The organism is Streptomyces sp. NBC_01428, from assembly GCF_036231965.1.
In the GTDB taxonomy this organism is placed as follows: domain Bacteria; phylum Actinomycetota; class Actinomycetes; order Streptomycetales; family Streptomycetaceae; genus Streptomyces.
The window spans coordinates 372,586-396,515 of record NZ_CP109499.1 but is presented as its reverse complement, the minus strand read 5'-3'; the positions used below and the strand labels follow the sequence as shown (position 1 = coordinate 396,515).

Genomic DNA, 23,930 nt, shown 5'->3' with positions numbered 1-23,930 from the left:
GTGTGGGAAGCCCCTCTCACCGGCCGGTACCCGGCCGGATGCGCATAGCATCGGCGCCGTGTGCGCACATGTGCTGGTCGCCGAGGACGACGAGAAGCAGGCGGAACTGATACGTCGCTCGCTGCTGGGGGAGGGACACACGGCCACCGTCGTTCACGACGGCGGAGCCGCCCTCGCGGAAGCGCGGCGACACCGCCCCGACCTCGTCGTCCTCGATCTGATGCTTCCGGTGATCGACGGCTTCGAGGTGTGCAGGGCACTGCGCAGAGACGACGACATCCCCGTCCTGATGCTGACCGCTCGCTCCACCGAGGACGACATACTGCTCGGCCTCGAACTCGGCGCCGACGACTACATGACCAAGCCGTACAGCCCGCGCGAGCTGATGGCCCGGATCCGTACGGTCCTGCGCCGCGGTGGCCGGCTCGCGGCCGACCAGCACAGTGACCCGTGCGTACGCGCCGCGGGCATCACGGTGGACCCGGTGCGGCACACCGTCCTGTGCGACGGCACACCGGTGGTCTGCACCCCGGGCGAGTACGAGATCCTCCTCGCGATGGTGAGCGAACCCGAACGGGTCTTCTCACGACGCCAGTTGCTGCATCACACCCGCGGTATCGACCGGGCCTCGACCGAACGCGCCATCGACGTCCACATCATGAACCTGCGCCGGAAGATCGAGACGGACCCGCGCAGGCCGGTACGCCTGCTCACCGTGTTCGGCGTCGGGTACAAGCTCAGCGGAGGCCGCGCGTGAGCCGCGCACTGCCCCTGCGCAGAAGCCTTCTCGTACGGCTGCTGATCACCTCGGTGCTCATCGCGGCGTGCTCGGTGGCGGCGACGGCCTGGCTCGCGGTGCAGACCACGACCCGGGCCATCCAGGAGGAACAGGGCCAGGTACTGGCCGACGACATGGACATCCTCCGGCAGCTCAGCGGATACGCGGCCACCCATCCGGACTGGACGCATGTCGCCGGAACCCTGCGCTCCATCTCTCACCGGACCGGCCGCCGCATCGCCCTGACCACGACCGGCCGCGTCCCCATCGCCGACTCCGCGGACCGCACGTCCTCCCTGCCGCTGAAAGCCGCGGCGACGGTCGATCCGCTGCGCACCGACACCGACACCGAGCCCGGCGCGCAGCTCAGCGGCATCGATCCGCGCGCCGTGGGACCGTACCGGCTGCCCGCGGCCGAACGCCTCAAGGTCGCGAAACTGGCCACCGTTCGTCAGCAGTGCTTCGCCCGCAACGGTGTTCGCACCCGGATGGAACGGTTGCCGAGCGGCAGGACGCACCTCACGAACCTCGCTCCGCGGGCAGATCCTGGTTACGTCCCCGACGAGTGCGCCGACGGGAAACTCAACACCCCCACCCCGACCGAGCAGAAGGCCTTGGACGCTCTCTCCGCGCTGACCCAGTCCTGTCTGGACCGGCACGACGTGCACCTCGGCCATCCCGTGGCCCTGACCGTCGACGCCACGACCGGATCCGCCGCGGAGCCCTCTTTCATGGACAAGAAGCCCCTCGACGAGCAGGGGGCCCGGGGGCGCACGGTGAAGGCCTGCGTCGAGGGCGCGCGCCGGCAGCAGCTCGTCCCTTATGCGGCCCCGGCCGCGGAACTCTTCCTCGGCACCGGTGACAGCGCCACCCCGCGCTTCAACATGTCCACCGCGAACAAGGTCAAGGTGGCCGGGGTCGCCGGACTCGTCCTCGCTCTCACGGTGGCCGCCACCGCACTGATCGCCCTTCGCCTCGTACGTCCGCTCCGCGCCCTGACGGCGGCCGCGCAGCAGCCGCCGGAGCAGCACGTCCGTGTCCCGGTCACCACGCACGACGAGACCGGGGTGCTGGCCCTGGCGTTCAACGAACTCACCGAGCGCCGTGAACGCATGGAGGCGCAGCGCAAGGCGATGGTCAGCGACATCGCCCACGAACTGCGCACCCCGCTCACCAACATTCGGGGCTGGCTGGAGGTGGCCCGTGACGGTCTCGTCGACCCCGACGCGGAACTGCTGGCCTCCCTGCACGACGAGGCGGTGATCCTCCAACGTGTCATCGACGACCTTCAGGAACTCGCTGCCGCGGACGCCGGCACCCTGCGCCTGCACCCCGAGGAGATACGTGCCGACGAACTCCTCGAACAGGTGGCCGCGATCCACCGCGTGCGGGCGGAGGACGCGGAGGTCCGCCTTGCCGTCGGCTCGACCGGCACGCTGTGGCTGAACGCCGACCCCGTGCGGATGCGGCAGACCCTCGGCAACCTGATGTCCAACGCGATCCGCCACACGCCGGCAGGCGGCACGGTCACCCTGCGCGCCCGGCGCCAGGACGACCGGATCGTCCTCGAAGTGTCGGACACCGGCGCCGGTATCGACCCAGAGGACCTGCCGCACGTCTTCGACCGCTTCTGGCGAGCCGAGAAGTCCCGCAGCCGGCGCACCGGGGGCAGCGGTCTGGGCCTGGCCATCGTCCGGCAACTCGTCACCGCGCACGGCGGAACCGTCACCGTGTCCAGCACCGCCGGCAGCGGATCGGTGTTCGCCGTGCACCTTCCGTACGTCGAGGGGCCCGTCGGTCCGACCGCGGCATCCGTCTGACCGCCCGGGCTCCACGGAGACTGAACGCCGGGACGATGCCGGCCCACCCGGGAACAACCGATCCCGTGCGGAGTGGAGTTGAGTACGCGTGCTCATGTGCGTCACCACCCGGCGCGGCACCCTGCATCCATGACCGACACCGTTTCCGCCCCGGCCCGGCGCCGTCCCTGGTCGGACAGGACACGCCTCGGCGTGGATCTCGCCTTCGCCGTCCCGATGCTTCTGCTGGGGGTGGGGTGGCTCGCGTTCGACTGGGTGTTCGCCTTCGGGCTGGAGGTGTGGGCCGCGCAAGGAGACCAAGGACGGATCGACGCCGCGAGCCTCGCCCACATGGAGCGGCTGCGAACGTTTCTGATCGTCCTCCTCGTGCCGACGGTTCTGGCGGCAGTCTTCCGGGCCCGCTGGACGGTGATCGCACACCTGCTGCTCGCCGTCCTGGCAGGAGGAGCGCTGACGGCTGCGCAGCACGAGTGGGACAACGATCACCGCGCCCCGTCGACCATGTGCGTCCGCTACAGCGCGAACTGTTGACGCCGGCCCCGCGCGGGCGGTGTCGCGACGAGGGCGCTTGCGCGGTCAGGCTCTCCCGGCGGTGCCCGCGCCCGGCGGGCGCACCATGAAGACGTCGATCGGGTCCTCGGAGTCGACGACGAATCCGTGCCGCTCGTAGAGACGACGGGCCGCGCTGCCCTGCAGCACGTTCAGGCGCAGGGTCGTGCCGTGTGTCTCGGCCCGCCGCACCACCGTGCGCAGGACGGCAGATCCCAGCCCGCGGCCCTGATGCTGCGGCGCGAGGTAGAAGTGCTCCAGCCACTGCGCACCCTCGGCAGGGCGGACCGTGACGCATCCCGTGACGTCGCCGTCGACCGTGATGACCGACGTGTGCTCCGTGGAGAAGGAGTCCCGCAGGCGCTGTCGCACCCGGTGTCCGTCGTAGCGTCCGAGGCGCTCCAGGTCCGCGCGCATCACCGTCGCCCGCAACTCCGCGAGTACCTCGACGTCCGCCGCGACGGCGGGACGCAGCGTCCAGCCGGCGCCACCCCCCGGCCCGGTCTGCGCAGGCACTCCCACGTCCGATCGCGTCCGGCCCGGCGGCATGTCGGCATTCATGGCGGGAGTATCGCAGTCCGCCCCCTCCGACCTGGTACGCGGGCATCGCGTTCGGTCCGGTCCGCGCGGCAGATCTGGTGGCCCGAATCTACTAAGGCGGATTGATAAGGTAGCCTTAGCATATGAACGAGGACCTGGCTCCTGATCCCGACGCGGTCGCCTCAGTCCTGCTGGCGAGCCTCAGCCTGCTCGTGCGACGGATACGGCAGGTGCCGGTCGGCGGCGGACTCACCATGCCCGAGCGGAGCGCCCTGTCCCACCTGGAGCGCTCCGGCCCCACGACCTCCTCGGCGCTCGCCCGGGAGGCGCAGATCACCGCGCAGGCCATGGGGGCGACAGTCGGCGCGCTCCGGGAGCGTGGCCTGGTCGAACGCCGCCCGGACCCCGACGACGGCAGACGCGTGGTGCTGACGGTGACCGACGCAGGGCGGCAGGCGCTGAAGGACAAGCGCAACGCACGGACGGAACTCCTCGCCGAGGCGCTGACCGGCGGCACCTTCACCCCGGCGGAACTGGAGCAACTCGCCTCGGCCGCGCCGCTGCTCGAGCGACTGGCACGGAACATCTGACGACGCCGCGACATCGCGACACCGGACCTTCGAGGAAGCGACCTGATGTCGGTCACCCCCAAGACGCCCGCCCCGGTCCGACCGCCGCCCGGGGACCGGTACAAGTGGACGGCCCTGTCCAACACGACCGCCGCCGTCTTCATGTCGGCGCTGGACGGCTCCATCGTGCTGATCGCCCTCCCGGCGATCTTCCGCGGCGTGCACCTGGACCCGCTGGCCCCGGGCAACATCGCCTTCCTGCTGTGGATGATCATGGGGTACCGGCTGGTCCAGGCCGTCCTCGTGGTCACCGTCGGGCGCCTGGGGGACATGTACGGCCGCGTCCGCATCTACAACGCCGGGTTCGCCGTCTTCACGTTCGCCTCGATCCTGCTGTCCTTCGATCCCTTCGACGGGGGGCACGGCGCGATGTGGCTGATCGCCTGGCGGGTGCTGCAGGCAGTCGGGGGATCGATGCTGACCGCGAACTCCGCCGCGATTCTCACCGACGCCTTTCCGGAGGAACAGCGCGGCTTCGCCCTGGGCATCAACCAGGTGGCGGCCCTGGCCGGCATGTTCATCGGCCTGGTCGCCGGAGGACTGCTCGCGGCCTGGGACTGGCGGGCGGTGTTCTGGGTGAACGTGCCCGTGGGCGTGTTCTTCACGGTGTGGGCCTACCGCACCCTGCGCGAGACCGGCAAGCGCGGCGGCGGCCGGATCGACTGGTGGGGCAACATCACCTTCGCGGTGGGGCTGAGCGCCGTCCTGATCGCCGTCACCTTCGGCCTCCAGCCCTACGGCGGTCACACCATGGGCTGGACCAACCCCCTCGTCGACCTGCTCATCGCCGGGGGACTGGCCCTGCTGGTGGCGTTCGTCGCGATCGAGAACCGCACGTCGGCGCCGATGATCCAGCTGAGCCTCTTCCGTCAACGGGCCTTCACCTTCGGCAATCTCGCCGGTCTGGCCATCTCGATCGGCCGCGGCGGCATGCAGTTCGTGCTGATCATCTGGCTCCAGGGCATCTGGCTCCCGCTGCACGGTTACGACTACGCCGACACCCCACTGTGGGCCGGCATCTTCATGCTCCCGCTCACCGCCGGATTCCTCGCCGCCGGCCCGGTCTCCGGCTACCTCTCCGACCGGCTCGGCTCCCGGGGGCTGGCCACCGGCGGCGCGCTGCTGTTCGGGGCGACCTTCCTCGGCCTGATGCTCCTGCCGATCGACTTCAGCTACGGGATCTTCGCGCTGCTGATCGCGCTCAACGGGATCGCCAGCGGCATGTTCGCCTCACCCAACTCCTCCTCGATCATGGGAAGCGTCCCCGCCCCGCTGCGCGGAGTCGCCTCGGGCATGCGGGCCACGTTCCAGAACTCGGGAACCGCCGTCTCCATCGGTGTGTTCTTCTCGCTGATGATCGCCGGACTGGCCGGCAGCCTTCCGCACACCCTCACCGCCGGACTCCAGCAGCAGGGCGTGTCGGCTCACGTGGCCGGCCAGATCGGCAGCCTGCCCCCGGTCGCGTCCCTGTTCGCCGCCCAACTGGGCGTCAATCCGATCCAGCACCTCCTCCAGCCCACCGGCGCCCTGGCCCACCTGACCGCCGCACAGCAACAGGCCCTGACCGGCCGGGAGTTCTTCCCGAGCCTGATAGCCGGGCCGTTCCACTCCGGCCTTGTCATCGTCTTCGCCTTCGGCGCCACCCTCGCCTTCCTCGCCGCGATCGCGTCCCTGCTGCGCGGGACCAGCTCCACCGCCGGGACCACCAGGGCGCACACCGCCACGACCGGCGAGGCCGACCTCGTCGATCCGACAGGTCCACCAGCAGCTGAGGCCGGCCCCCACCCGCCCCAGCGACCGACAGCCGACTTCCGCAGGAGAGAAGACCCATGGCACTGACAACCCTCGACCCCACGGCCGCACTGGTCGTGATCGATCTGCAGAAGGGGATCGTCTCGGCCCACACCGACTCCGCGGCCACCGCGGCCGTGGCCCGGGCGACCCGCCTGGCCGACGCGTTCCGGCAGCACGACCTTCCCGTGGTTCTGGTCAACGTCACCGGCCGCGCGCCAGGACGCACCGACAACGGCGGATCCGCGAGCACGTTCGCGCTGCCGGACGGCTGGGCGGACCTCATCGACGAACTCGACGTCCGTCCGACCGACCACCTGATCACCAAGCGGCGGCGCAGCGCGTTCCACGACACCGGCCTCGACACCCTGCTGCGGGACCTGGGCGTCACCCAGGTGGTGCTCGCGGGCATCTCGACCAGCTCCGGCGTCGAGTCGACGGCACGGTCGGCCTCCGACCACGGCTACCACGTCGTCCTGGCCATCGACGCCATGAGTGACCCCGCCGCGGACGCACACCGTCACAGTGTCGAACGCGTCTTCCCCAAACTCGGGGAAACCGCCACCACCGCGGAGGTCGTCACGATGGTGGAGGAGACGCGATGAGCCTGCTCGGTCGGCTTCTCATCAACCGCAGGGCGGGCGAGACCCACACCGCGTGGAACCTGCCCAACCTGCAAGGCCCTGACGAACTCGCCCTCACCAGCGGCCAGTTCGGCGACGGTGGCGCCATGCCCGTCGCCCACGCGGAGAAGTACGCCGGCGGCGACAACCTGTCACCCCACCTCGCCTGGACCCCGCCGCCGTCCGGGACGCAGCAACTCCTGCTCGTCGTCGAAGACATCGACGTCCCGGTCGGGAAGCCGGCCGTGCACTGTCTCGCACTGGTCGACCCCGATGCCGGGCACCTGGAGGCCGGTGGGCTCAACACGGGGCAACCCGCCCCCGGAGTGCGACTGCTGAAGTCCACCATCGGGCGGGGCTACCACGGTCCCGCGCCCGTGAAGGGCCACGGCCCGCACCACTACACCTTCCAGCTCTTCGCCCTCGCGGCACCGGTGGACAGCGGGTCCGCCGCCACGTCGGTGGACCGGGCCCGTCCCCGCACCCTCCTGCTCGCCATCACCGCACCCGTCCTCGCCCGAGGCCGGCTGACCGGCGTCTACGAACGCTGACGAGAGGGCAGGTCCACAGCACGGCCGCCTCCCGGGTGCCGCCCTCCTGGTCCCCGCGCGAGCGCGAGCCGGTCAGATCGACGCCTCGACGTGGGCCAGGTGGGCGGCCAGGATCTCTTCGAACGCGGCTCCGCGATCCACTCCCAGGGGGCGGACGTCGCGGGCGAAGTGGGCCAGGGCGGGGAAGCGTTCGGGGTCGGCGCCCAGCACCGCCACCCGGAACAGCTCCAGGCCCTGCTCGTGCTCCTCGGGGGTGAGGGTGCCGAACCCCGCCTCGGAGGCGATCAGCGAGGTGACGAGGACCGCGAGCCGGTGGTACTGCGCCGGAATCTTCTCGTCGGGCAGCCCCGAAGCCTGCAAGGCCTCGAGCATCTCTTCCATGATCAGTCGGGAGCCGGCGCCGCTCGACGCGTAACGTCCCCAGACGGCGGCGAGTTGGGGCTGCTGACCGAAGGCCTCTCGTACGTGCAGGGCCAGGCCGGTGATGCGCTGCTTCCAGTCACCCTCGGGCACGTAGCCGTCCACGGCCGCCAGGAGGATGCGGTCGGCGACGGCCCGCAGCAGTTCCGTCTTGCTGCGGAAGTGCCGGTAGAGGCTCGACGAGTCCGTCCCGAGGACGGCGGCGAGCTTGCGCACGCTGAACGACTCGGCGTCGCTCGTGCGCAGCAGTTCCGCTGCCGCATCCAGGATCTCCTCGGTCGCCCAGCGCCTTCGACCAGCCATTTCGGCTCCTTTCACCGGGTCTCAGCCTAACCTATGCACTTGGTGTTGCACGCACCGCGTGCATAATGGGTGCATGGCGTGCCGAGCGGCCTGACCCGAGACGTCCCGGTGCGCCACTCGAAGCCCGGTCACCCGGGTCGGGCGGCCGACGTGGAGCCCACCCGGCGAGGACGAAAGGACGCGTGTCATGAGGAACTCACCGGATCCCGCGCAACTGAACGCCGCCATCGAGAACGTCCACCGCGCCGGAATGCCCGGCCTCTTCGCCGAGGTCCGTGACGGCGACGAGATCTGGCGCGGCGCCGCCGGTGTCGCCGACACCGCGACCGGCCGCCCCGTCACCGCCGGCATGAGGCACCGCGTCGGCAGCATCACCAAGACCTTCACCGCCGCCGCGGTGATGCAGCAGGTCGAGAGCGGCCGGATCGGCCTCGACGCGCCGATCGGCAGGTACCTGCCCGAGCTCGTCCCCGGAGCGCGCGGCGACGCGGTCACGGTCCGCATGCTGATCAACCACACCAGCGGCCTCGCCGAGTACCTCCCGTACGCCTATCCCTCCCTCAAGGCGTTCCCGGTGCTCGCGGACACCGGACCGCAGAGTCTGGACGACAACCGGTTCACACGGTTCGATCCCACCGAACTGATCGAGATGGGGGTCACCGCACCGGCCGTCGGCCCACCCGGTGGCACGCCGGGGGTCTACTCCAACACCAACTACCTGCTCCTCGGCGAGCTCCTCCGCCACGTCACCGGGGCGCCCGCCGCGCAGATCATCACCCGGAACGTCATCGAGCGTGCCGGACTCCGGGACACCGAACTGCCCGTCGAGCCGAACCTCGGCGGGCCCCACGCGAAGATCTACGAGGCATGGTTCGGGATGATCGACCCACCGCGTGACTTCAGCGTCTACGACATGTCCTGGGTGGGACCGGCAGCCGCGCTGATATCCACCGTCACGGACCTCAACCGCTTCTTCCGCAAGCTGCTCGCCGGCGAGATCGTCAGCCCGGCGTCGCTGGCGGAGATGCAGCGCACCGTCCCCGTCGTCTCCCAGGAGGGGAGGGTGATCGACTACGGTCTCGGCCTGCACCCGATGGACGCCCCCGGTCCCCGCGCCTTCTGGGGCCATGGCGGCACGGTCTGGGGTGGCGGAGCCCTGGCCATGACCCGGGCGGACGGCGGGCGGCAGATGAGCGTCGCGGTCACCGCGCAGCGGTGGAACAGGCTCGATGCCACGGGCAGGCCGCAACCGCACCCCATCGACGCCGCGCTCGCGGACTTCTACCGCCTGGCGATGTACGGCTGACGGGATGCCCCGCGTCGCGCCCGGACCTGCGGTGCCCGGTGGCCGTGGGGTCGACCGCCGGAGGACGGCGCACGCCTCCGAGGGGTGACGCGTTCCCGGTCGGGCGCGGCCCGTGAATCGGGGCCGCGCCCGACCGGGCGGGTCAGACGGTCTCCACCACAGGCTGGGTGTGCTCCTGCGGAACCTTCGTGCGGGACGCGATCAGGCCGAGCAGCGCCGCGGCGACCGCGGCCACCGCGCAGATGACGAACAGCACGCGGTACGCCTTGAGCGACGGGATCTCGAAACCGCCGAGAGCCATGGTCATCGAGGCCAGGATGCTCCCGCCGACGGCGCTGGCGAGGGTGCTCCCGAGCGATCGCGCGAGGGCGTTGATGCCGTTGGCCGCGGCCAGGTCGGTCGCCGGGGTGTAGGTGTTGATCAGCGTCGGCAGCGTCGCGTAGCCGATGCCCGATCCGGCGCCGATGATCGCCGTTCCGACGACGATCTGCCACAGGCTGTCCACGAAGAGGATTCTCGCGATCAGTCCGGCGGCGACGATGAGGCCCGCCAGGAACAGCACCCTGCCCGCTCCCCACAGTGTGCTGAGTTTCGCCGTGACCGGGGCGAGCAGCAGCATCAGCAGACCGCTGGGCAGCAGGCACAGACCCGCGGTCAGCACCGAGGAGCCGAACCCGTAGCCGGTGGCGGCGGGCGCCTGAACGTAGTTGGCCGTGCCCACGAAACTGGCGAAGAGGGCGAAGCCGAAGAAGAGGCTCGCCACGTTCGTCATGGCGATCGGGGGATTCGCCAGGGCGCGCACGTTCACCACCGGTGCCGCCGACCTCGACTCGACCCGGACGAGCAGGGCCAGGAGTACGACGGCGGCCACCAGGAGGCCGATCGTGCGCAAGGAGCCCCAGCCCCAGGTTCCGCCCTGGGACAACGGGAGAACGAGGCACACGAGCCCCGAAGTCAGCAGCGCGATGCCGGGCAGGTCGACGGACCGGGTGCTCGTGTGCCGGGGTTCGCCCACCAGGGCCAGGATCGCCACGAGGCTCAGCACCGCGCCGACCGCGCCGATCCAGAACAGCACGTGGTAGTCGACGTTGTCGGCGAGCAGGCCCGCCAGCGGGAGCCCCAGCGCGCTGCCGATGCCGAGCATGGCGCTGATGAGGGCCGTGGCGGACGACCTCCGGTCGACGGGCAGGACGGCGGCCAGCAGGCTGATGCCCAACGGGATCGACGCCGCGGACAGTCCGGTGAGGGCCCGCCCGACGATCATGAGCGTGGTGTCGGTGGTGAGGGCGTCGATGAGGGACCCGAGGGCCAGGGCGCCCAGGCTGAAGACCAGCATCAGCCGGCGTCCGACCATGTCGGCGAACCGGCCTACCACCGGCACGGACACCGCCGCGACCAGAAGCGTCGACGTGAGCAGCCACTGGGTCTGTGTCGTGGACGCCCCGATGTCCTTGGAGATCACCGGGAGCACGGGAATGACGAGTGTCTGCGTGAGCGACGCCATGAGCGCGCCCAGACCGACGGCGCCGATCTCCAGATACGCGCGTACAGGTGACGTCTTCTGCGCGACCGACTCGTCGGTCATCGCGTCACGTTCCATCCGGACCCCTAAGTCAACGAGTGTTTACATCACCCTAGCGGCGGTCCGGCCGGGCATGCAAACAGTTGTTTACATGCCGGCGTATAGGAGGATGGAGCCATGGATGCCGACGCCGCCGTTCCCGCCTCCCGGCCCCGCGATGCCACCAGGACGCGGGCCGACCTGCTGCGCGCGGCGCGTCGCCGCTTCACGCTCATGGGGTACGAGCGCACCACGATGCGCGCCATCGCCGCGGACGCCCACGTCAACGTCGCCCTGATCAACCGCTACTTCGGGTCCAAGGACGGCCTCTTCGCCGCGGTGCTCGACGAATCGAACTCGCTCTTCGACGGTTCCGACGAAGCCGGCAGGCCGGTCGAGGAGTCCGCGTCCGAGGTGTTCGCCTCCATGCTCGCGGGCCTGAACGAGCGGGACTGGTCGGAGTACGGCGGGGAACACCCGATCATGCTGATGCTGCGCAACGCCGGCCCCGACCCGGTCGCCGAGCGCCTTCGACGCGAGGGCCTGCTGACGGCGGTCGACCGGCTGAGCAGGGCCCTGCGGGCCGACCGGACCGAGACGTCCGAGGGGGCGGCCGACCTCAGTTCCGAGCTCGTCCTGTCGCTCTTCATCGGCGTCGTGATCCTGCGTCATCTGCTGCCCGACGAGACGCTCGCCACCGCGAACGAACACCTGCTCAACGAGGAGATGCTGCGCATCGTGCGCAGCATCTCCCGGTGCGATGACTGAGGCCGACGGTCAGCCGGCGGCGTTGAGCAGATCGAGCACGCTCGCCTGACACCCGTAGTCGCTGCTGCCGTTGCCGCCCGCCCAGTGCGGGCCGTACTGGTCGAGGGTGTTGCGGTCCTTGGTGTACGCGGAGTTCGCCCAGCTGCTGAGTGTCGACGCGTACGGGTGGTCGCTCAGCTGGTTGTTGAGCTTTCCCAGGCCGCGGACGTACGCACCTTTGAAGGTCGGACCGTCGCCCGTGCACGAGTCGCCCTCGCCCGGTTCACGCAGTACGCCGGCCGACTGGAGTCTGACGGTGGAGGCGTTGGCGAGCGTTCGGGCCGAGTCGAGCAGGCCCGCGTCACCGGTCGCCCTGTAGAGCTCGGTCAGGCCGCCGAGCACGACGCCCTGGTTGTACGTCCACGCGGTCTGGCCGTTGTTGGCGCAGGAGTCGGCCAGTCCGTCATTGATCATGTGGTCGCCGTTGATCATGCCGCTCTTCTGGAACCAGGCCCACTCGTCCTTGGCCTCGTTCAGGTACGAGGTGTCACCGGCGATCCGGTTGTGCAGTGCCGATGTCAGTGACAGGAAGAGCTCGTTGGTGATCGCGTTCTTGTAGTTGCCGTTCGTGTTCCAGCGGACACCGCCGCCGCACGTGGAGTTCCAGTTCGCGTACATGTGGTCGGCGTCCGCGCGGGCGGTGGCGAGGTAGCGGCTGTCGCCCGTCATGTCGTAGGCGTCCACCCAGGCAAGACCCCACCAACCGGTGTCGTCCAGGTACTCGTTGGTGAAGTTGCCGCCCTGGGCGTTGATGTTCTTGTTGTAGGTGTCGGCGATCGTGTACTTGTAGCTGCCCATTCCGCTGACCCGGGCGTTGTCGATGATCGCCGTCAACGCGTTGGCGCTGGTCCACCAGCCGTTTCCGCCGAAGAGTTTGGTGGTGCGGTCGAACGACATCATCAGGGCGGTGGCCGCGGCCGTCCGCCGGTCGCCGGCGTTCCAGGTCGTCCGCGCCCAGCCCGTACAGGCGATGCTCCCGGCCACCTGCCCGCAGGCCCGCAGAGCACCCACGCCCTGGGTATTCCAGTCGTCGACGTTGTACATCAGCGTGCGCCAACCGGTGTTGCCGGTCGGAACGCTGGTGTCGCCTAGCTTGCTGCCGCTCGCCCACGTCCGGCCGCCGTCCATCGAACGGTCGAGCCAGACCTCGTCACCCGCCGCGCCCTTCGTGACGGACGCCCAGCCCATCGCGTCCGTGTCGTCGAAGTGGAGGGTGATCGAGCGGGACTGGAGGGTGACCGTGACGGGCTGCCGGTCCTGGCCGCTCAAGCCCGGATCCCGGGCGTCGCAGAACTTGTTGCACACCGCTGTCGCGGCGACCGCGGACCCGGCCGCGGACAGATCGAGCGCCGTCCCGCCCGATAACGTTGTCATCGAGACGAGGAGCGTGGCGACGAATGACTTGGTGCATTTCATGGGGGGATACTCCGTAACTCCGCTACAGCGCTGTACGCGATGTGAGTTGACTGAGAGCGCTCCCGAACGTAGCCACGGTCCGTGAACCCGTCAATATCCCGCGCAGCGTCATGCGCATCGTCAACTCAGCCCGCAGACCGGTCACTTCAGAGGTCAGGCCGGTGGCACGCCGGCCGGGCCTCCCGGATCGTAGGCAAGACCTCACGTGGACGCGGGACATCAGGGACCCTTGATGGCCGTGACCGACTACATGAGCGAAGCGGACGCGGACAGCGAGGTCTCCTCGCTTCTCAAGGTGCTGGACGGCCAGCGCCGCCACGTCCTCGGCATTCTCGACGGGCTCGACGACGACGCACTGCGGCGGCCCGTGCTGCCCTCCGGATGGAACTGCCTCGGGCTGGTCCAGCACCTCGCGCTGGACGTCGAGCGCTTCTGGTTCCGAGGCGTCGTCGCCGGCGACGAGGAGATCATCCGAGGCCTGCCGACCGGCGACGAGGCGTGGAACGTGGGCCCGGAAGCGACGGCCGCCGCCGTCCTCGACGGATACCGCCAGGAGACGGCCGCCGCCGACGCCGTCATCACCGCGTCCCCCGCCGACGCCGCTCTGGCCTGGTGGCCCCACGACCTGTTCGGCGAACCACACCTGCACACCCTGCGCGACGTCCTGCTGCACGTCATCACCGAGACGGCATGTCACGCCGGCCACCTCGACGCGGCACGCGAGCTGATCGACGGCCGCCGCTGGCTGGTCCTGACGTAGCGCCGCGCTCGTGCTGGTCAGCCGACCAGTTCGTAGATGCTCCGAGCCATCAGCCACAGGCCCAGAAGGAGCGACAGCGTGACGATCAGCTGCTCCTGATGGTGCTCCAGCCAGCTGCGCAAGGCGCTCAACCGGGCGTTCGCGGCCGTCGGCGCCCAGACCGTGTACATCTCCATGACGACGAGACTGAGCGTGGCCAGCAGACAGTAGCCGGTCAGCGCGAGCCAGTCCGCGAGGGTGGAGAGGTCGGCGTCGACAGCGGTCGCGGCGCCGGCGCCGACCAGAGCCCAGGGTTGCAGCACCCAGGCGAGGCCCGCCGCGGTGGCCGGGGAGGCGTCGTCGATGCGGGCGGCCCAGCGGGGCGGTCCGTGCGGGCGCGGCGGCCGACGGCGTCTGTGCCCGCCGTACAGGACCAGCGCCACACCGATGGCGAGTTTCGCGGCGACCGCGACCGTCGAGGGCGCGCTGTGACGGGCCGGTGGCTGACCACCGGTCAGCAGCACCACGCAGGCGATCACCGCGATCAGGTCGGCCAGCCACGACAGCAGGAACGCGAGGCCCTGGCGGGTGCCGCGCCGCGACGACAGCAGCAGGATGAAGGCACTGTTGTGCAGGGGCCCCAGCGTGATGGCCGTACCGATCAGGAGCAGGTCGAGGACCATCGGATCAGTCGCTCCTGGATATCGGGGCCGCCTCCCGACATGGACGGACCGGCCCGTCGGAAGAGTCGGGCGGCGCCGCCAGGCGCCGCATCCCGACTGTGCAGGGGGCCGCCGGGCCGGTCAAGCAGGCCACGCCCGCGTCCCCGCACCCGCGGAAGCTTCGCTCGTTCAGCCGTGCGTCGGCCGTCTCCGGGCGCAGCCACCGCCGGGAGGGTGTGCGGTCGACAGTCCCAGCGCCAGGACCGGGATGGCCAGGACGCCGTACGCGCTACGGGATGCGAGGCCGTCGGCCCAGCCGGCTCCGCGCGGTCGAGGACGTAGGATTCCCGCTCGTGCCCCAGCTCGAGATATCCGACCTGATCACCGCGGTCGACCCGCACAGCGGTCACCGGCTCCCGGTCCGGCGTTCCGAGGTGATCCGACAGCTCCGTGAGAACGGCGACGAGCGGGCGGTCCGGATCGTGGCGGCGCTGCCCGCGGGCCCGGACGACGTACTCGACCCGCACGCCGTGGACCGCCTGCTCGTCCGTGTGCACACCGAGCTGCAGCGCCTGAGCGAGGAACTGCGGCTCGGTGAACGCATGGTCGACGTGCTCGGACCCCTCTTCACCGCGATCCGGTCGACCACCGGCGACTCCGGGCCCTACCGGCTGGTCGACGTCGGCTGCGGCCTGGGGTACCTGGTCCGTTGGCTGGCGGCGACCAACGCGCTCGGCGCGGACGTCGACCTGGTCGGCGTCGACCTCAACGCGGCTCTCGTCGGTGAGGCGGAGCGCCTGGCCCGGGCCGAAGGGCTCGACTGCGCCTTCGTCCACGGCAACGCGTTCGCTCTGCCCGAGGCGGCGACCGTCTACGTCTCCACCGGGGTGCTGCACCACTTCCGTGGTTCCGCCCTCACCGAGTTCTTCCAGGCGCAGGCCGCGTCACCGGCGTACGCCTTCTGTCACTTCGACATCGCCCGGACCCCGGTGGCACCGCTCGGTGCCTGGATCTTCCATCGCGCCCGCATGCGCCACCCGCTCGGACGCCACGACGGCGTCGCCTCCGCACTGCGCGCCCACAGCGACGAGACCCTGTTGCGCGCCGCGGCAGAACCGGGCATCCGCGCGCTCCTGTACGAGCCGCGCGCCACGGCCAACCCGTTCTGCACCACCCTGCGCCCGGTCATCGGAGTGCGCCCCCACCTGGAAGCACCCTTTCGTCAGGCACTCAAGCGGGACGCACGCCGCCTCGTCGGCCCGGAACACCTCGCAGGGGCCGCTCGATGACGCCCGCCGCACCGCTGGTGCTGCTCGGGCTGGTCGACGCCGCCTTCAGCGGCTTTCGCGCGTACGCCGGAAGCGACGCCCGCATCCGGAAGCGACGGCCCAACACCCGAGCCGCCCTGCGAGGCCTGGCCGTCGGGTCCGCACTCCTGCTGGTCCCGGCGCTGGTCGGCACCTTCGTGCTGCTGACCGCCCACGACCGGCGCGACACCTACGCCACCCTCACGGCCGGCGGCATCGGCTACCTGATCCCCCTGACCGTGTACGCCGCCGCCGTCCTGCTGTCGCTCGGCGCCTACTTCGCCCTGCCGTTCCGCGCCGGCACCCTCGCGATGGTCATCGGCCTCGGCCCCCTGACCCTGCTGCGCCCGCTCGCCGTCGCGGCAGCCTGCCTCGGCGCGTTCCTCAACGGCGGCGGCCCGCCCGCCCTCCTGATCGGCGTGATGGCGGGCGCCGCCGTCCTGTCCGTCGAACCCCTGGTGCACCGCCGCTGGTACGACCGGACGCGGCAACGAACCGGGTGAGCCTGCGGGGCTTCCGGCCAGGGTCACCGCTGAAGGCCGACGGCTCCCGCCCACTTCTCCTGTCCGCCGAGCGTTGCGCGGATCACCCACTGCGATGCCGCACTCTTCCTCGAAGCAGAGGTCCTGGCTAGGGTGTCGCGATGCCTGCCGAGTGTCAGTCCTGGTCGTCGATCGCCGCCGACAACTTTCCCTATCCCGAAGGTGTTTCGGCTCAGCGCGTGAGCGACGAGTTGTCCACCATGCTCGTGTCGCCCGACCCGGAGGTTCGCGACCATCACGCGTACACGGCCACCGCACGGTGGATGGGCGAGGGTCGTCTCGACGAGGTCTTGGAGGACCTCGGCGACACGGCCGTCGAGCGGCTCACGCATCCTGAGATCCAGGCGCGGACGTTTGCTCCCCTCGTCCTCAGATGCGTGCTCGCGCGTGCGGTGACTGAGCCCGGCATCCTCGGGACGGCCTCCGCGGAGCGTTGGTGGGCCGCCTTCGCGACCTGGTATCCCGCCGAGCGCGACACCCGAGGGTGGGACGATTCACTGGGCTGGCTGCACGCGGTCGCCCATGGCGCCGACGCCGCCGCGGCATTCGCACAGGCCCTGCCCGCTCGTCGCGTGGAAGCACTGGAGCTGTGCGCCCGCCGCATGACGGCACCCACCGACTACCGCTATGTCCAGTTCGAGGACGCCCGGTTGGCGCGCGCGGTCTGCCGCATTCTGATGGCGCCCGGTCTGACAGCGGAGCAGGCCACGGGTTGGTTGAGCGTGGTGTCCCGGGCGTTCGCGGACGGAGGAGCCGGCGCGGTGCCACCGTGGGCGTTCAACTCGATCGCGACTCTGCAATCGCTGCATCTGCACCTGACCCGCGGCCTCGCTGAGGGAGGCGTTCCTCCCCACGCAGCCGCGGTCGCCGTGAACGCCGTGGCCGTCCTCAAGTTGCCGTACAACTGGCTCGCATGACGAGGTCGTACGCATCTCAGCATCCGCCGCTCCCTGCCTCACGGAGCGCGGATCGGCGTCGCCGGGGTTGATCAATCGGGGCTCGTGCGCGAGCACGACGATCTCGCGAACGGGTCCGGGGTGTCGGCCCTAGTCCCGCTCCGGTGCCGCCGCGCGCTCCTCGGCTGCCCTGACGCGTTCTTCGAGGGCACGGATGCGGTCGTAGAGGTCGACGAGTGTCTCGCCGTCGGCGACCACGCCGGGGCGCTGTCGGTGCCTTCGTACGAAGTCCTCACGGGATTCCTGCGGTGACTGCCGGAAGCCCGCTCCGTTCACGCCGGCCGGTGACGTCGCCGAGCGGGGGTCGGCGTGCCGGAGGGTGGCCCTCTGGAGCCTCAGCACAGCGAAGGAACCGAGCGCGATCGCCACGAGAGCGGCGACGGGAATGAGCAACAGCCAGTTGGCCGACATTCGGAACCTCCTAGTCCATCAGCGCAGCCTATCGAATCGACGTCGTCCGGCTTCGACCGCGGCCCGCGGGGCCGCACCCTGGAACGGGGCACGGCCTGGGTGCCGTCACGCGAAGACGACGGCGCTGTCGGTCAGGGGCGAGGCGAGGCCGAGTTGGGCCATGTCCCGGCCCAGCGCCCGGTCCAGAACCGTGGTGCAGTCGGCGCACAGGAACAGGGGTCCACCGGGTGTCTCCGCGCAGGGCCCGCGCCCGTTGACGCATACGGCGCAGGGGCCGCCGCCCTCCTGGTGCTCGAACGCGAGGCAGGCCGCCTGCGGATACCCCTGCGCGTGCCGGGTGACCCGGGCGTGTGCGTGCGTGACCGCGGAGCGCAAGGCGTCGTCGCGCCCGTCGACGTGCTCGCTGACGATGTGCCAACGGGTGCACCGATCGTGCTCGACCGCGCCCCCGCAGACGGCAACGGAGTAGATCCACGTCGTGGTGGGGTATTCGGGCACGAGCGGGTTCCTTCAGGCAGAGGTGACGTGCAGACGGTCTGATGCCCACTGTTCATCAAGTGATGCCGCGAACACCCTGGCAAAGATCCGGTCCGTGGCAAGGGCGGACACCGGATCGTGTTCGTTCCGCGACGATTTGACCGTGCGGCCGGACTCTCCGCGCCGCGAACCCCCGTCGGATGGAGGGGGCGGTCCATCCCCCTTGCCGACCTCGCCGAGCAGTGCGGGACCGCGCGATCGATCACTGAACGGCCGCAGCAAGGTAACGGCTTGAACCGCGCACGCCAAGATCATGGCTTCCGGTCAGCGTGGCTGATTCGATGTACTTCAGCACCTACCTTGATTCCCTGGGGGACGAGAAATGAACTGGTACGTAGACGTACTGAAGAAGTACGCCGTGTTCAGCGGTCGCGCTCGGCGACAGGAATACTGGATGTTCTTCCTGTTCAACCTGATCATCGCGATCGTTCTGGCGGTCGTGGGCAGGATCATCGGAACGAGCATCCTGAGCGCCGTCTACTCGCTTGCGGTCCTGCTTCCCGGGCTCGGCGTGGCAGTCCGCCGCCTGCACGACACGGACCGTTCGGGCTGGTGGATCTTGATCGGCCTCATTCCTCTCGTCGGCGCGATCATCCTGATCGTGTTCCTCGCCAGCGAGGGCAAGCAGCAGCCGAACGAGTACGGCCCCAACCCGAAGTACGCGCCGGCCGTCTGAGTCGCCGCAGTACCCGAAGTCGCGCAGAAGGCCCGCCGGTTGTCATCGGCGGGCCTTCTCGCTGTTCCGTCTGATCAGCCGGTCGGAGTCCCTGTCGGCCCGTCGTGTCTGGCTCGCCCGAGCGGACACGGGAACCGGCTCGGGCGCCGCCGGGGAGAGCAACAGCCGTGCCCCTCAGCCGGATCGCGGGATCGGGGACCGCACGCCGAACCACTGCTCGGCGCCGTACTCCTCGAACCGCCGCACCTCCGTGAATCCCAGCTTCGCCGCGAGACGCAGGGAACCGACGTTGGCGGTCTGGGTGGTGAGCACCACCGGCTCGCCGGGAAGCGTCTCGGTGAACCAGTCGAGTACCGCTGCGCACGCCTCCGCGCCGTACCCCTGTCCCCACGCCTGCGGCAGGAACAGATAACCGAGTTCGGTCGCCCCGGCATGAGAACGGACATCCCCCGGAGGCTCCGCGTCGCGCCGATCGAGAGTGATCATGCCGATCATCGATCCGTCGAGCTCGACCACGAAGAAGCCAGGACGCCGGCCGGGGACCTCCGGCACCTCGCGTTCGAGCTGATCACACGGTCGAGCGCCACCGACGTACGTGCCCACCTCCGGCGACGCGAACAGCTCGATGAACGTCGGGCGGTCCCGGGCCTCGCCTTCGCGGAGCACCAACCGCTCGGTCTTCATGGGGGCGGGCGGCCAGGGCACGGGTCCGAGTCCAGTCATGGCGGGCAACCTATCGCACGTCCGTGGGGAGATCCGCAGGTGAAGTCCTGGTGCCTCAGGGTCTGTTGTCCACGAGCCACGGTCCCAGCTTCTCGGGGTTGCGCACCGCCCAGATCCGGGTCACACGCCCCTCGGTCACGTCGAACGAGGCCACGGTCATCACGGTGCCCCCGCTCCGGGCCACGAGACCCGGCCGCCCGTTGACCGACCGCTCCAGCAGTTCGAGCGCCGGTGCCTTGTCGGCGATGGCGACCATGTACTGGGCGATGCGCGCGCCGCCTTCGATCGGACGCAGGACCGTGCCGACCAGCCCGCCGCCGTCCGCGGTCATGACCGCCGACGGGTCGAGCAGTTCGACGAGGGCCGCGACGTCCTTCGTCTCCCACGCCTCTTTGACCCGGCGCACCGCGTCCGCCTGCACGGCCGCCGCGACCGAGGCACGGGCGTCCCGTGCCCGTCGGCGGGCCGAGGCCGCGAGCTGCTTGCACGCCGCGGGGGTCCGGTCGAGGATCCCGCCGATCTCGGCGAACGGGTACCGGAAGACGTCGTGCAGGACGAACGCGACCCGCTCCGCCGGTGTCATCGATTCCAGGACGACGAGGAAGGCCATGGTCACGGACTCGTCCAGGACGATCCGGTCCGCGGGGTCGAGTCCGGGCGCCTGGTCCCACTCGGCACGGTCGGGCAACGGATCGGGCAACCACGCGCCGACGTAGCGCTCTCGCCGCGCCCGTGCCGAGCCGAGCACGTCCAGGCAGACGCGGCCGGTCACCGTCGTCAGCCAGGCGCCGGGCGACGCGATCTCCTCCTGCCGGCTGCGCGGCAGTGCGTACCAGCGCGCGTAGGCCTCCTGCACCGCGTCCTCCGACTCGGCGACCGAGCCGAGCAACCGGTAGGCGATGTTCATCAGTTGGCGTCGCTCACCCGCTGTCTCAGCGGTGCCCGCCCCAGCCGTCCCCATCCTCTGACCCGCCCCCCGGCCTTACCTTTCGCGGTCCCGCGTCGTCGGGATGGTGAGACCTTATCGATCGACCGCCCCCGGGGCGGAAAGGGGACCGTGGCATGGCCACCCAGGCGACGACACAGCACCACTTCTCGTTTCTTCGGATCGCGATCACTCTGCAGACCCTGACCATCTTCCTCCAGGCCGTCTCCGCGGGAATCCTGCTGACCGCGTCGTACGGAGAGACGCTGCACAGTGTCGGAGCCCGCGTGATGTACGGGGCGTCGATGCTGTACGTGCTGGCGGCGGTGCTGGCATGGAAGCCGGGCGGCGGCTCGCCCCGGCACATAGGGCAGGCATCGGGCTTCCTCGCCCTCGCCTCGATCCAGGTCGTCCTCGGTATCGCACACGTTCCGTCGGTCCATCTCCCGCTGGGTGTGCTGATGTTCGGTCTGAGCGTCCTGGCGCTGGCCCGCCGCTGACGGTTCCTCGAAGTCGAGACCCATGTCCCGGGGGGCGGCCCACCACGGCGGGAGCCGCCCCCGGGGACAGGACGGCGGTGAACGGCCCCGAGGGTGACCGCCATACGATTGTCCCGAGCGATGCCCGTCGCTCCACTGTTGCGGGACACGACGACCGGTGGTGTCCGCATGCCGGGGAGGCAGCTGTAGTCATGGAGATCCGTCCCACGACCGACCAGGACCTCGACGTCTTCGTCGACACTCTCCATGCCGCGTTCGGACGTTTCCCGGGGACCCCCACCGACGGCGGCGGAGTCTGGTGGGCGGCGCTGGAAATGGACCGCGGACTGCTCGCGACGACGGAGGACAGCCGGCCCGTCGGCACCGCGGCCGCGTACTCCTTCGAACTCACCCTGCCCGGCGAGGTCCTGGCTCCGGCCGCCGGGGTGACCGCCGTGGGTGTGGTGCCCTCGCACCGACGCCAGGGCCTGCTCAGCGCGATGATGCGGCGCCAGCTCACGGAGCTGCGGGCACGAGGGGAGTTCCTCTCCGTGCTCCTGGCCTCCGAGGCCGGGATCTACCGCAGGTTCGGCTACGGGCCGTCCACCTACACCCGCCGGCTGTCGGTGACGCGCCACAAGGGCGCTCTCGCCGCACCCCGGGGGCGCGGGACGGCCGAGGCCGAGGCGCCGGGCTCCATCGAGGTCATGCGGCGCGCCGAGTGCGGCCCGATCCTGGAGGAGATCTACGACCGCTACCGGCGCGCACAGCCGGGTGCGCTGTCCCGGCCGCACCGCTGGTGGGCCTCGGGAGCGGGGCAGCCGCCGATCTCTCCGGCGCCGCGGTACATCGCCGTCCACCGTGACGGCGACGGCGTCCCGGACGGGTACGCGAGCTACTCGCTCGGTGACGGCGACACGTTGACGGTGGACGAGACCATCGCCACCGACGACGCCGCGTTCGCCGCTCTGGCCACGTTCCTCCTCGGCCACGACCTGGTGGCTCAGATCGTGTTCAAGCACTTCCCGCCGGAGCACCCGTTGCGCTGGCAGTTCGAGGACTTCCGCGCGGGCGAGGTGAGCCACGAGACCGACTGGCTCTGGGTACGGATCCTCGACGTCCCGCGGGCGCTGACCACACGCGGCTGGTTCACGGACGGGGAACTCGTCCTCGACGTCGACGACCCGTTCCTCGGTGAGCGGGAGCGGTACCTGCTCACCGTCCGGGACGGCAAGGCGGACTGCGTGCCGACGGACCGCGAGCCGGACCTGTCCCTGGATGTCAGTGACCTCGGTTCGATCTACCTCGGCGGCACCGCTCCGAGCACCCTCGTGCGTGCCGGACACATCCGGACCCACCGCCCGGGCGCGGCCGCCCTGGCAGACGCGCTCTTCCGCGCCGACCGCCCTCCGCACTGCCTCCACTGGTTCTGACCGCATCCGCACGAAGGGGCCTCCGCCTCGGTGCGTCTCAGAGGGGAGGGTCCGGGCGTGCTCCTGGGTCCGCGGCGAACCGGTCCGTCCCCAGCACGGTGAGCAGCGCGAGCTTGTCGTGGCTCTCCGTGCCCGGGGTGGCGGTGAAGACGAGCAGGGACTGTCCCTGGTCGGGCTCCAGCAGGAGTTGGCAGTAGAGCTCCAGCGGTCCGACCTGGGGATGGACGAGTCGTTTGGTCTCGCTCCACCGCAGTCCGACCTCGTGGCGTTCCCACAGGCGGGCGAACTCGTCGCTGGTCCGCAGCAGGACATCCGCCAGGTCCGCGGCGGGGGAACCGGGGCCGTCACGGGTGACGGCCCCGCGCAGCAGCGCCACGTTGACCCGGCTGGTGTCGTCGTGCTCCTGCGGGTCGTACCGCTCACGCGCCGTCGGATCGGCGAACCAGCGGTACGTCGCGCTGCGGGCGTCGCCGGTGTACTGGGTCTGGTCGCCCAGCAGGGCCACGGCGGACGGCGTCTGCAGAAGTGTCTCGCCCAGCGGGCCCATGACCTGGGCGGTGGCACCCGCCAGACCGTCCATGACCCGCATCATCCCGGGACTCACATGGCCGAGCCGCAGATCACGGCGTGCCGCGCGGTGGCCGGCGAGCAGGAACAGGTGATCGCGTTCGTCCGGAGTCAGACGCAGGCCGCGGGCGATGGCGGCGACCATCTGTTCCGACGGCTGGGGCCCGTCCCCGCGTTCCAGCCGGGCGAAGTAGTCGGCGGACATGGTGCACAGCTCCGCCACCTCCTCACGACGCAACCCCGGGGCGCGACGGCGCCGGCCACGCCGCAGCCCGACGTCCTCCGGCTGCAGCGCCGAGCGGCGGGTGCGCAGGAAGGCGCCCAGGGACGAGCGATCGAACGTTTGGTCCATGCTCTCCATGGTTGGCCATCAGACGCGGCATAGCCACGACCTGTCATGCAGCGGCTGTGCGTGTCCTTCCACCCGCCGTGGCGCGGTCCTTGACCGGCGATGCGCCCCAGTGATCGGTCGGACCGGTCGGCGTTGTCGCGCGATGATCGCCATGAGCGAACCGCGGCCCCTCAACTGCCTGGCGTGCTGTTCGGGAGGCGAGGTGTGCTCTACAGTCCTGCGCGGGAAAAGACAAAGCGACAAGACGACAGAGCACGGACGAAGAGGTGAGGGTGTGCGAACCCATTTGCGGGCCGGCAGGGTGCTCTCGTTCGACGCTGTCAGGGGCTCCGGCCTCATCGCTCCCTACGGCGGTGACGAGGATGTCCCGTTCCAGGCGCAGTCCCTCAAGTTCGTCGACCATCTGACACAGGGCCAGACCGTCATCTACGCGATCGAGCAGGTGGACGCGGGTGTCCGCGCGGTGGAGGTCCGTCCCGCCTAGCGCGGCGACGGCGGCTCCCGCCACATCACCCGCCCGATACCCT

General features: G+C 70.4%; 27 protein-coding genes. 17 read left to right on the top strand and 10 right to left on the bottom strand.

Features of this window, described 5'->3' with window-relative positions:
• Positions 1 to 58 precede the first annotated feature (58 nt).
• From OG406_RS01535 to OG406_RS01525, 3 genes are all read left to right on the top strand, one after another.
• Positions 59 to 757, top strand: a complete 699-nt coding sequence (locus OG406_RS01535; RefSeq protein WP_266619421.1) for a response regulator transcription factor — start codon at positions 59 to 61, stop codon at positions 755 to 757.
• On the top strand, positions 754 to 2,598 hold the full coding sequence (locus OG406_RS01530) for a sensor histidine kinase (RefSeq protein ID WP_329183423.1): 1,845 nt from the start codon (positions 754 to 756) through the stop codon (positions 2,596 to 2,598). The genes OG406_RS01535 and OG406_RS01530 overlap by 4 nt, the downstream gene beginning before the upstream one ends.
• Before the next feature lie 129 nt (positions 2,599 to 2,727).
• Positions 2,728 to 3,129, top strand: a complete 402-nt coding sequence (locus OG406_RS01525; protein ID WP_329183422.1) for a DUF6234 family protein — start codon at positions 2,728 to 2,730, stop codon at positions 3,127 to 3,129.
• Positions 3,130 to 3,174: 45 nt separating this feature from the next.
• Here OG406_RS01525 and OG406_RS01520 read toward each other — a convergent pair whose 3' ends face one another.
• Positions 3,175 to 3,708, bottom strand: a complete 534-nt coding sequence (locus OG406_RS01520) for a GNAT family N-acetyltransferase (RefSeq protein WP_327407653.1) — start codon at positions 3,706 to 3,708, stop codon at positions 3,175 to 3,177.
• A 122-nt stretch (positions 3,709 to 3,830) separates the two neighbouring features.
• Here OG406_RS01520 and OG406_RS01515 point away from each other — a divergent pair, with 122 nt between their 5' ends.
• The 4 genes from OG406_RS01515 to OG406_RS01500 are packed head-to-tail and all read left to right on the top strand — an operon-like array spanning position 3,831 to position 7,281.
• Positions 3,831 to 4,277, top strand: a complete 447-nt coding sequence (locus tag OG406_RS01515) for a MarR family winged helix-turn-helix transcriptional regulator (protein ID WP_329183421.1) — start codon at positions 3,831 to 3,833, stop codon at positions 4,275 to 4,277.
• 45 nt (positions 4,278 to 4,322) lie between these two features.
• A complete protein-coding gene (locus OG406_RS01510; RefSeq protein ID WP_329183420.1) occupies positions 4,323 to 6,155 on the top strand; it encodes an MFS transporter in 1,833 nt (610 codons plus the stop codon).
• Complete coding sequence (locus tag OG406_RS01505) at positions 6,146 to 6,712, top strand: isochorismatase family protein (protein ID WP_329183419.1); 567 nt, start codon at positions 6,146 to 6,148, stop codon at positions 6,710 to 6,712. The genes OG406_RS01510 and OG406_RS01505 overlap by 10 nt, the downstream gene beginning before the upstream one ends.
• On the top strand, positions 6,709 to 7,281 hold the full coding sequence (locus tag OG406_RS01500) for a YbhB/YbcL family Raf kinase inhibitor-like protein (protein ID WP_329183417.1): 573 nt from the start codon (positions 6,709 to 6,711) through the stop codon (positions 7,279 to 7,281). The genes OG406_RS01505 and OG406_RS01500 overlap by 4 nt, the downstream gene beginning before the upstream one ends.
• Before the next feature lie 72 nt (positions 7,282 to 7,353).
• Here the strand turns inward: OG406_RS01500 and OG406_RS01495 are convergent, their stop codons facing one another.
• The gene (locus OG406_RS01495) at positions 7,354 to 8,004 is read right to left on the bottom strand and encodes a TetR/AcrR family transcriptional regulator (RefSeq protein WP_164375921.1); all 651 of its coding nucleotides are present in this window, start codon (positions 8,002 to 8,004) and stop codon (positions 7,354 to 7,356) included.
• 187 nt (positions 8,005 to 8,191) lie between these two features.
• Between OG406_RS01495 and OG406_RS01490 the strand changes: the two genes are divergently transcribed.
• Positions 8,192 to 9,310 carry a serine hydrolase domain-containing protein gene (locus tag OG406_RS01490; protein ID WP_329183414.1) on the top strand — a complete coding sequence of 373 codons (1,119 nt, stop codon included), beginning with the start codon at positions 8,192 to 8,194 and terminating at the stop codon, positions 9,308 to 9,310.
• Between the two features lie 142 nt (positions 9,311 to 9,452).
• On the opposite strand, the gene OG406_RS01485 is transcribed toward OG406_RS01490, so the two are convergent.
• Positions 9,453 to 10,910, bottom strand: a complete 1,458-nt coding sequence (locus OG406_RS01485) for an MFS transporter (RefSeq protein ID WP_329183412.1) — start codon at positions 10,908 to 10,910, stop codon at positions 9,453 to 9,455.
• A gap of 99 nt (positions 10,911 to 11,009) precedes the next feature.
• Here OG406_RS01485 and OG406_RS01480 point away from each other — a divergent pair, with 99 nt between their 5' ends.
• Entirely contained in the window at positions 11,010 to 11,639 is a 630-nt protein-coding gene (locus OG406_RS01480; protein ID WP_329183411.1) for a TetR/AcrR family transcriptional regulator, read from the top strand.
• Between the two features lie 9 nt (positions 11,640 to 11,648).
• On the opposite strand, the gene OG406_RS01475 is transcribed toward OG406_RS01480, so the two are convergent.
• Positions 11,649 to 13,052, bottom strand: a complete 1,404-nt coding sequence (locus OG406_RS01475; protein WP_329183410.1) for a glycoside hydrolase family 76 protein — start codon at positions 13,050 to 13,052, stop codon at positions 11,649 to 11,651.
• Positions 13,053 to 13,326: 274 nt separating this feature from the next.
• Between OG406_RS01475 and OG406_RS01470 the strand changes: the two genes are divergently transcribed.
• A complete protein-coding gene (locus OG406_RS01470; protein ID WP_329183408.1) occupies positions 13,327 to 13,854 on the top strand; it encodes a DinB family protein in 528 nt (175 codons plus the stop codon).
• A 17-nt stretch (positions 13,855 to 13,871) separates the two neighbouring features.
• On the opposite strand, the gene OG406_RS01465 is transcribed toward OG406_RS01470, so the two are convergent.
• On the bottom strand, positions 13,872 to 14,516 hold the full coding sequence (locus OG406_RS01465; RefSeq protein WP_164375925.1) for a GAP family protein: 645 nt from the start codon (positions 14,514 to 14,516) through the stop codon (positions 13,872 to 13,874).
• Between the two features lie 332 nt (positions 14,517 to 14,848).
• Here OG406_RS01465 and OG406_RS01460 point away from each other — a divergent pair, with 332 nt between their 5' ends.
• From OG406_RS01460 to OG406_RS01450, 3 genes are all read left to right on the top strand, one after another.
• Positions 14,849 to 15,784 carry a class I SAM-dependent methyltransferase gene (locus OG406_RS01460; RefSeq protein WP_329183405.1) on the top strand — a complete coding sequence of 312 codons (936 nt, stop codon included), beginning with the start codon at positions 14,849 to 14,851 and terminating at the stop codon, positions 15,782 to 15,784.
• Positions 15,781 to 16,305, top strand: a complete 525-nt coding sequence (locus OG406_RS01455) for a hypothetical protein (RefSeq protein ID WP_329183403.1) — start codon at positions 15,781 to 15,783, stop codon at positions 16,303 to 16,305. Before OG406_RS01460 ends, OG406_RS01455 begins: the two co-directional genes overlap by 4 nt.
• 140 nt (positions 16,306 to 16,445) lie before the next feature.
• On the top strand, positions 16,446 to 17,261 hold the full coding sequence (locus OG406_RS01450) for a DUF2785 domain-containing protein (RefSeq protein WP_329183401.1): 816 nt from the start codon (positions 16,446 to 16,448) through the stop codon (positions 17,259 to 17,261).
• A gap of 129 nt (positions 17,262 to 17,390) precedes the next feature.
• Here OG406_RS01450 and OG406_RS01445 read toward each other — a convergent pair whose 3' ends face one another.
• Both OG406_RS01445 and OG406_RS01440 read right to left on the bottom strand, forming a co-directional pair.
• Positions 17,391 to 17,711: a hypothetical protein gene (locus OG406_RS01445; RefSeq protein ID WP_329183399.1), complete on the bottom strand. Its 321-nt coding sequence runs from the start codon at positions 17,709 to 17,711 to the stop codon at positions 17,391 to 17,393.
• A gap of 105 nt (positions 17,712 to 17,816) precedes the next feature.
• Positions 17,817 to 18,209, bottom strand: a complete 393-nt coding sequence (locus tag OG406_RS01440) for a hypothetical protein (protein WP_266619449.1) — start codon at positions 18,207 to 18,209, stop codon at positions 17,817 to 17,819.
• Positions 18,210 to 18,570: 361 nt separating this feature from the next.
• Between OG406_RS01440 and OG406_RS01435 the strand changes: the two genes are divergently transcribed.
• Positions 18,571 to 18,924, top strand: coding sequence for a DUF805 domain-containing protein (locus OG406_RS01435; RefSeq protein ID WP_081224248.1), 354 nt, complete (start codon positions 18,571 to 18,573; stop codon positions 18,922 to 18,924).
• A 174-nt stretch (positions 18,925 to 19,098) separates the two neighbouring features.
• Here the strand turns inward: OG406_RS01435 and OG406_RS01430 are convergent, their stop codons facing one another.
• Entirely contained in the window at positions 19,099 to 19,647 is a 549-nt protein-coding gene (locus OG406_RS01430; RefSeq protein WP_329183396.1) for a GNAT family N-acetyltransferase, read from the bottom strand.
• Positions 19,648 to 19,702: 55 nt separating this feature from the next.
• Entirely contained in the window at positions 19,703 to 20,608 is a 906-nt protein-coding gene (sigJ, locus tag OG406_RS01425; protein WP_329183394.1) for an RNA polymerase sigma factor SigJ, read from the bottom strand.
• Positions 20,609 to 20,709: 101 nt separating this feature from the next.
• On the opposite strand from sigJ, the gene OG406_RS01420 reads away from it, so the two are divergent.
• Entirely contained in the window at positions 20,710 to 21,072 is a 363-nt protein-coding gene (locus OG406_RS01420; RefSeq protein WP_164375933.1) for a hypothetical protein, read from the top strand.
• A gap of 191 nt (positions 21,073 to 21,263) precedes the next feature.
• A complete protein-coding gene (locus tag OG406_RS01415; RefSeq protein WP_329183392.1) occupies positions 21,264 to 22,484 on the top strand; it encodes a GNAT family N-acetyltransferase in 1,221 nt (406 codons plus the stop codon).
• Between the two features lie 37 nt (positions 22,485 to 22,521).
• Here the strand turns inward: OG406_RS01415 and OG406_RS01410 are convergent, their stop codons facing one another.
• On the bottom strand, positions 22,522 to 23,403 hold the full coding sequence (locus tag OG406_RS01410; protein ID WP_443067038.1) for a helix-turn-helix transcriptional regulator: 882 nt from the start codon (positions 23,401 to 23,403) through the stop codon (positions 22,522 to 22,524).
• A 274-nt stretch (positions 23,404 to 23,677) separates the two neighbouring features.
• On the opposite strand from OG406_RS01410, the gene OG406_RS01405 reads away from it, so the two are divergent.
• Entirely contained in the window at positions 23,678 to 23,887 is a 210-nt protein-coding gene (locus tag OG406_RS01405) for a cold-shock protein (RefSeq protein WP_164375936.1), read from the top strand.
• Positions 23,888 to 23,930: the final 43 nt, after the last annotated feature.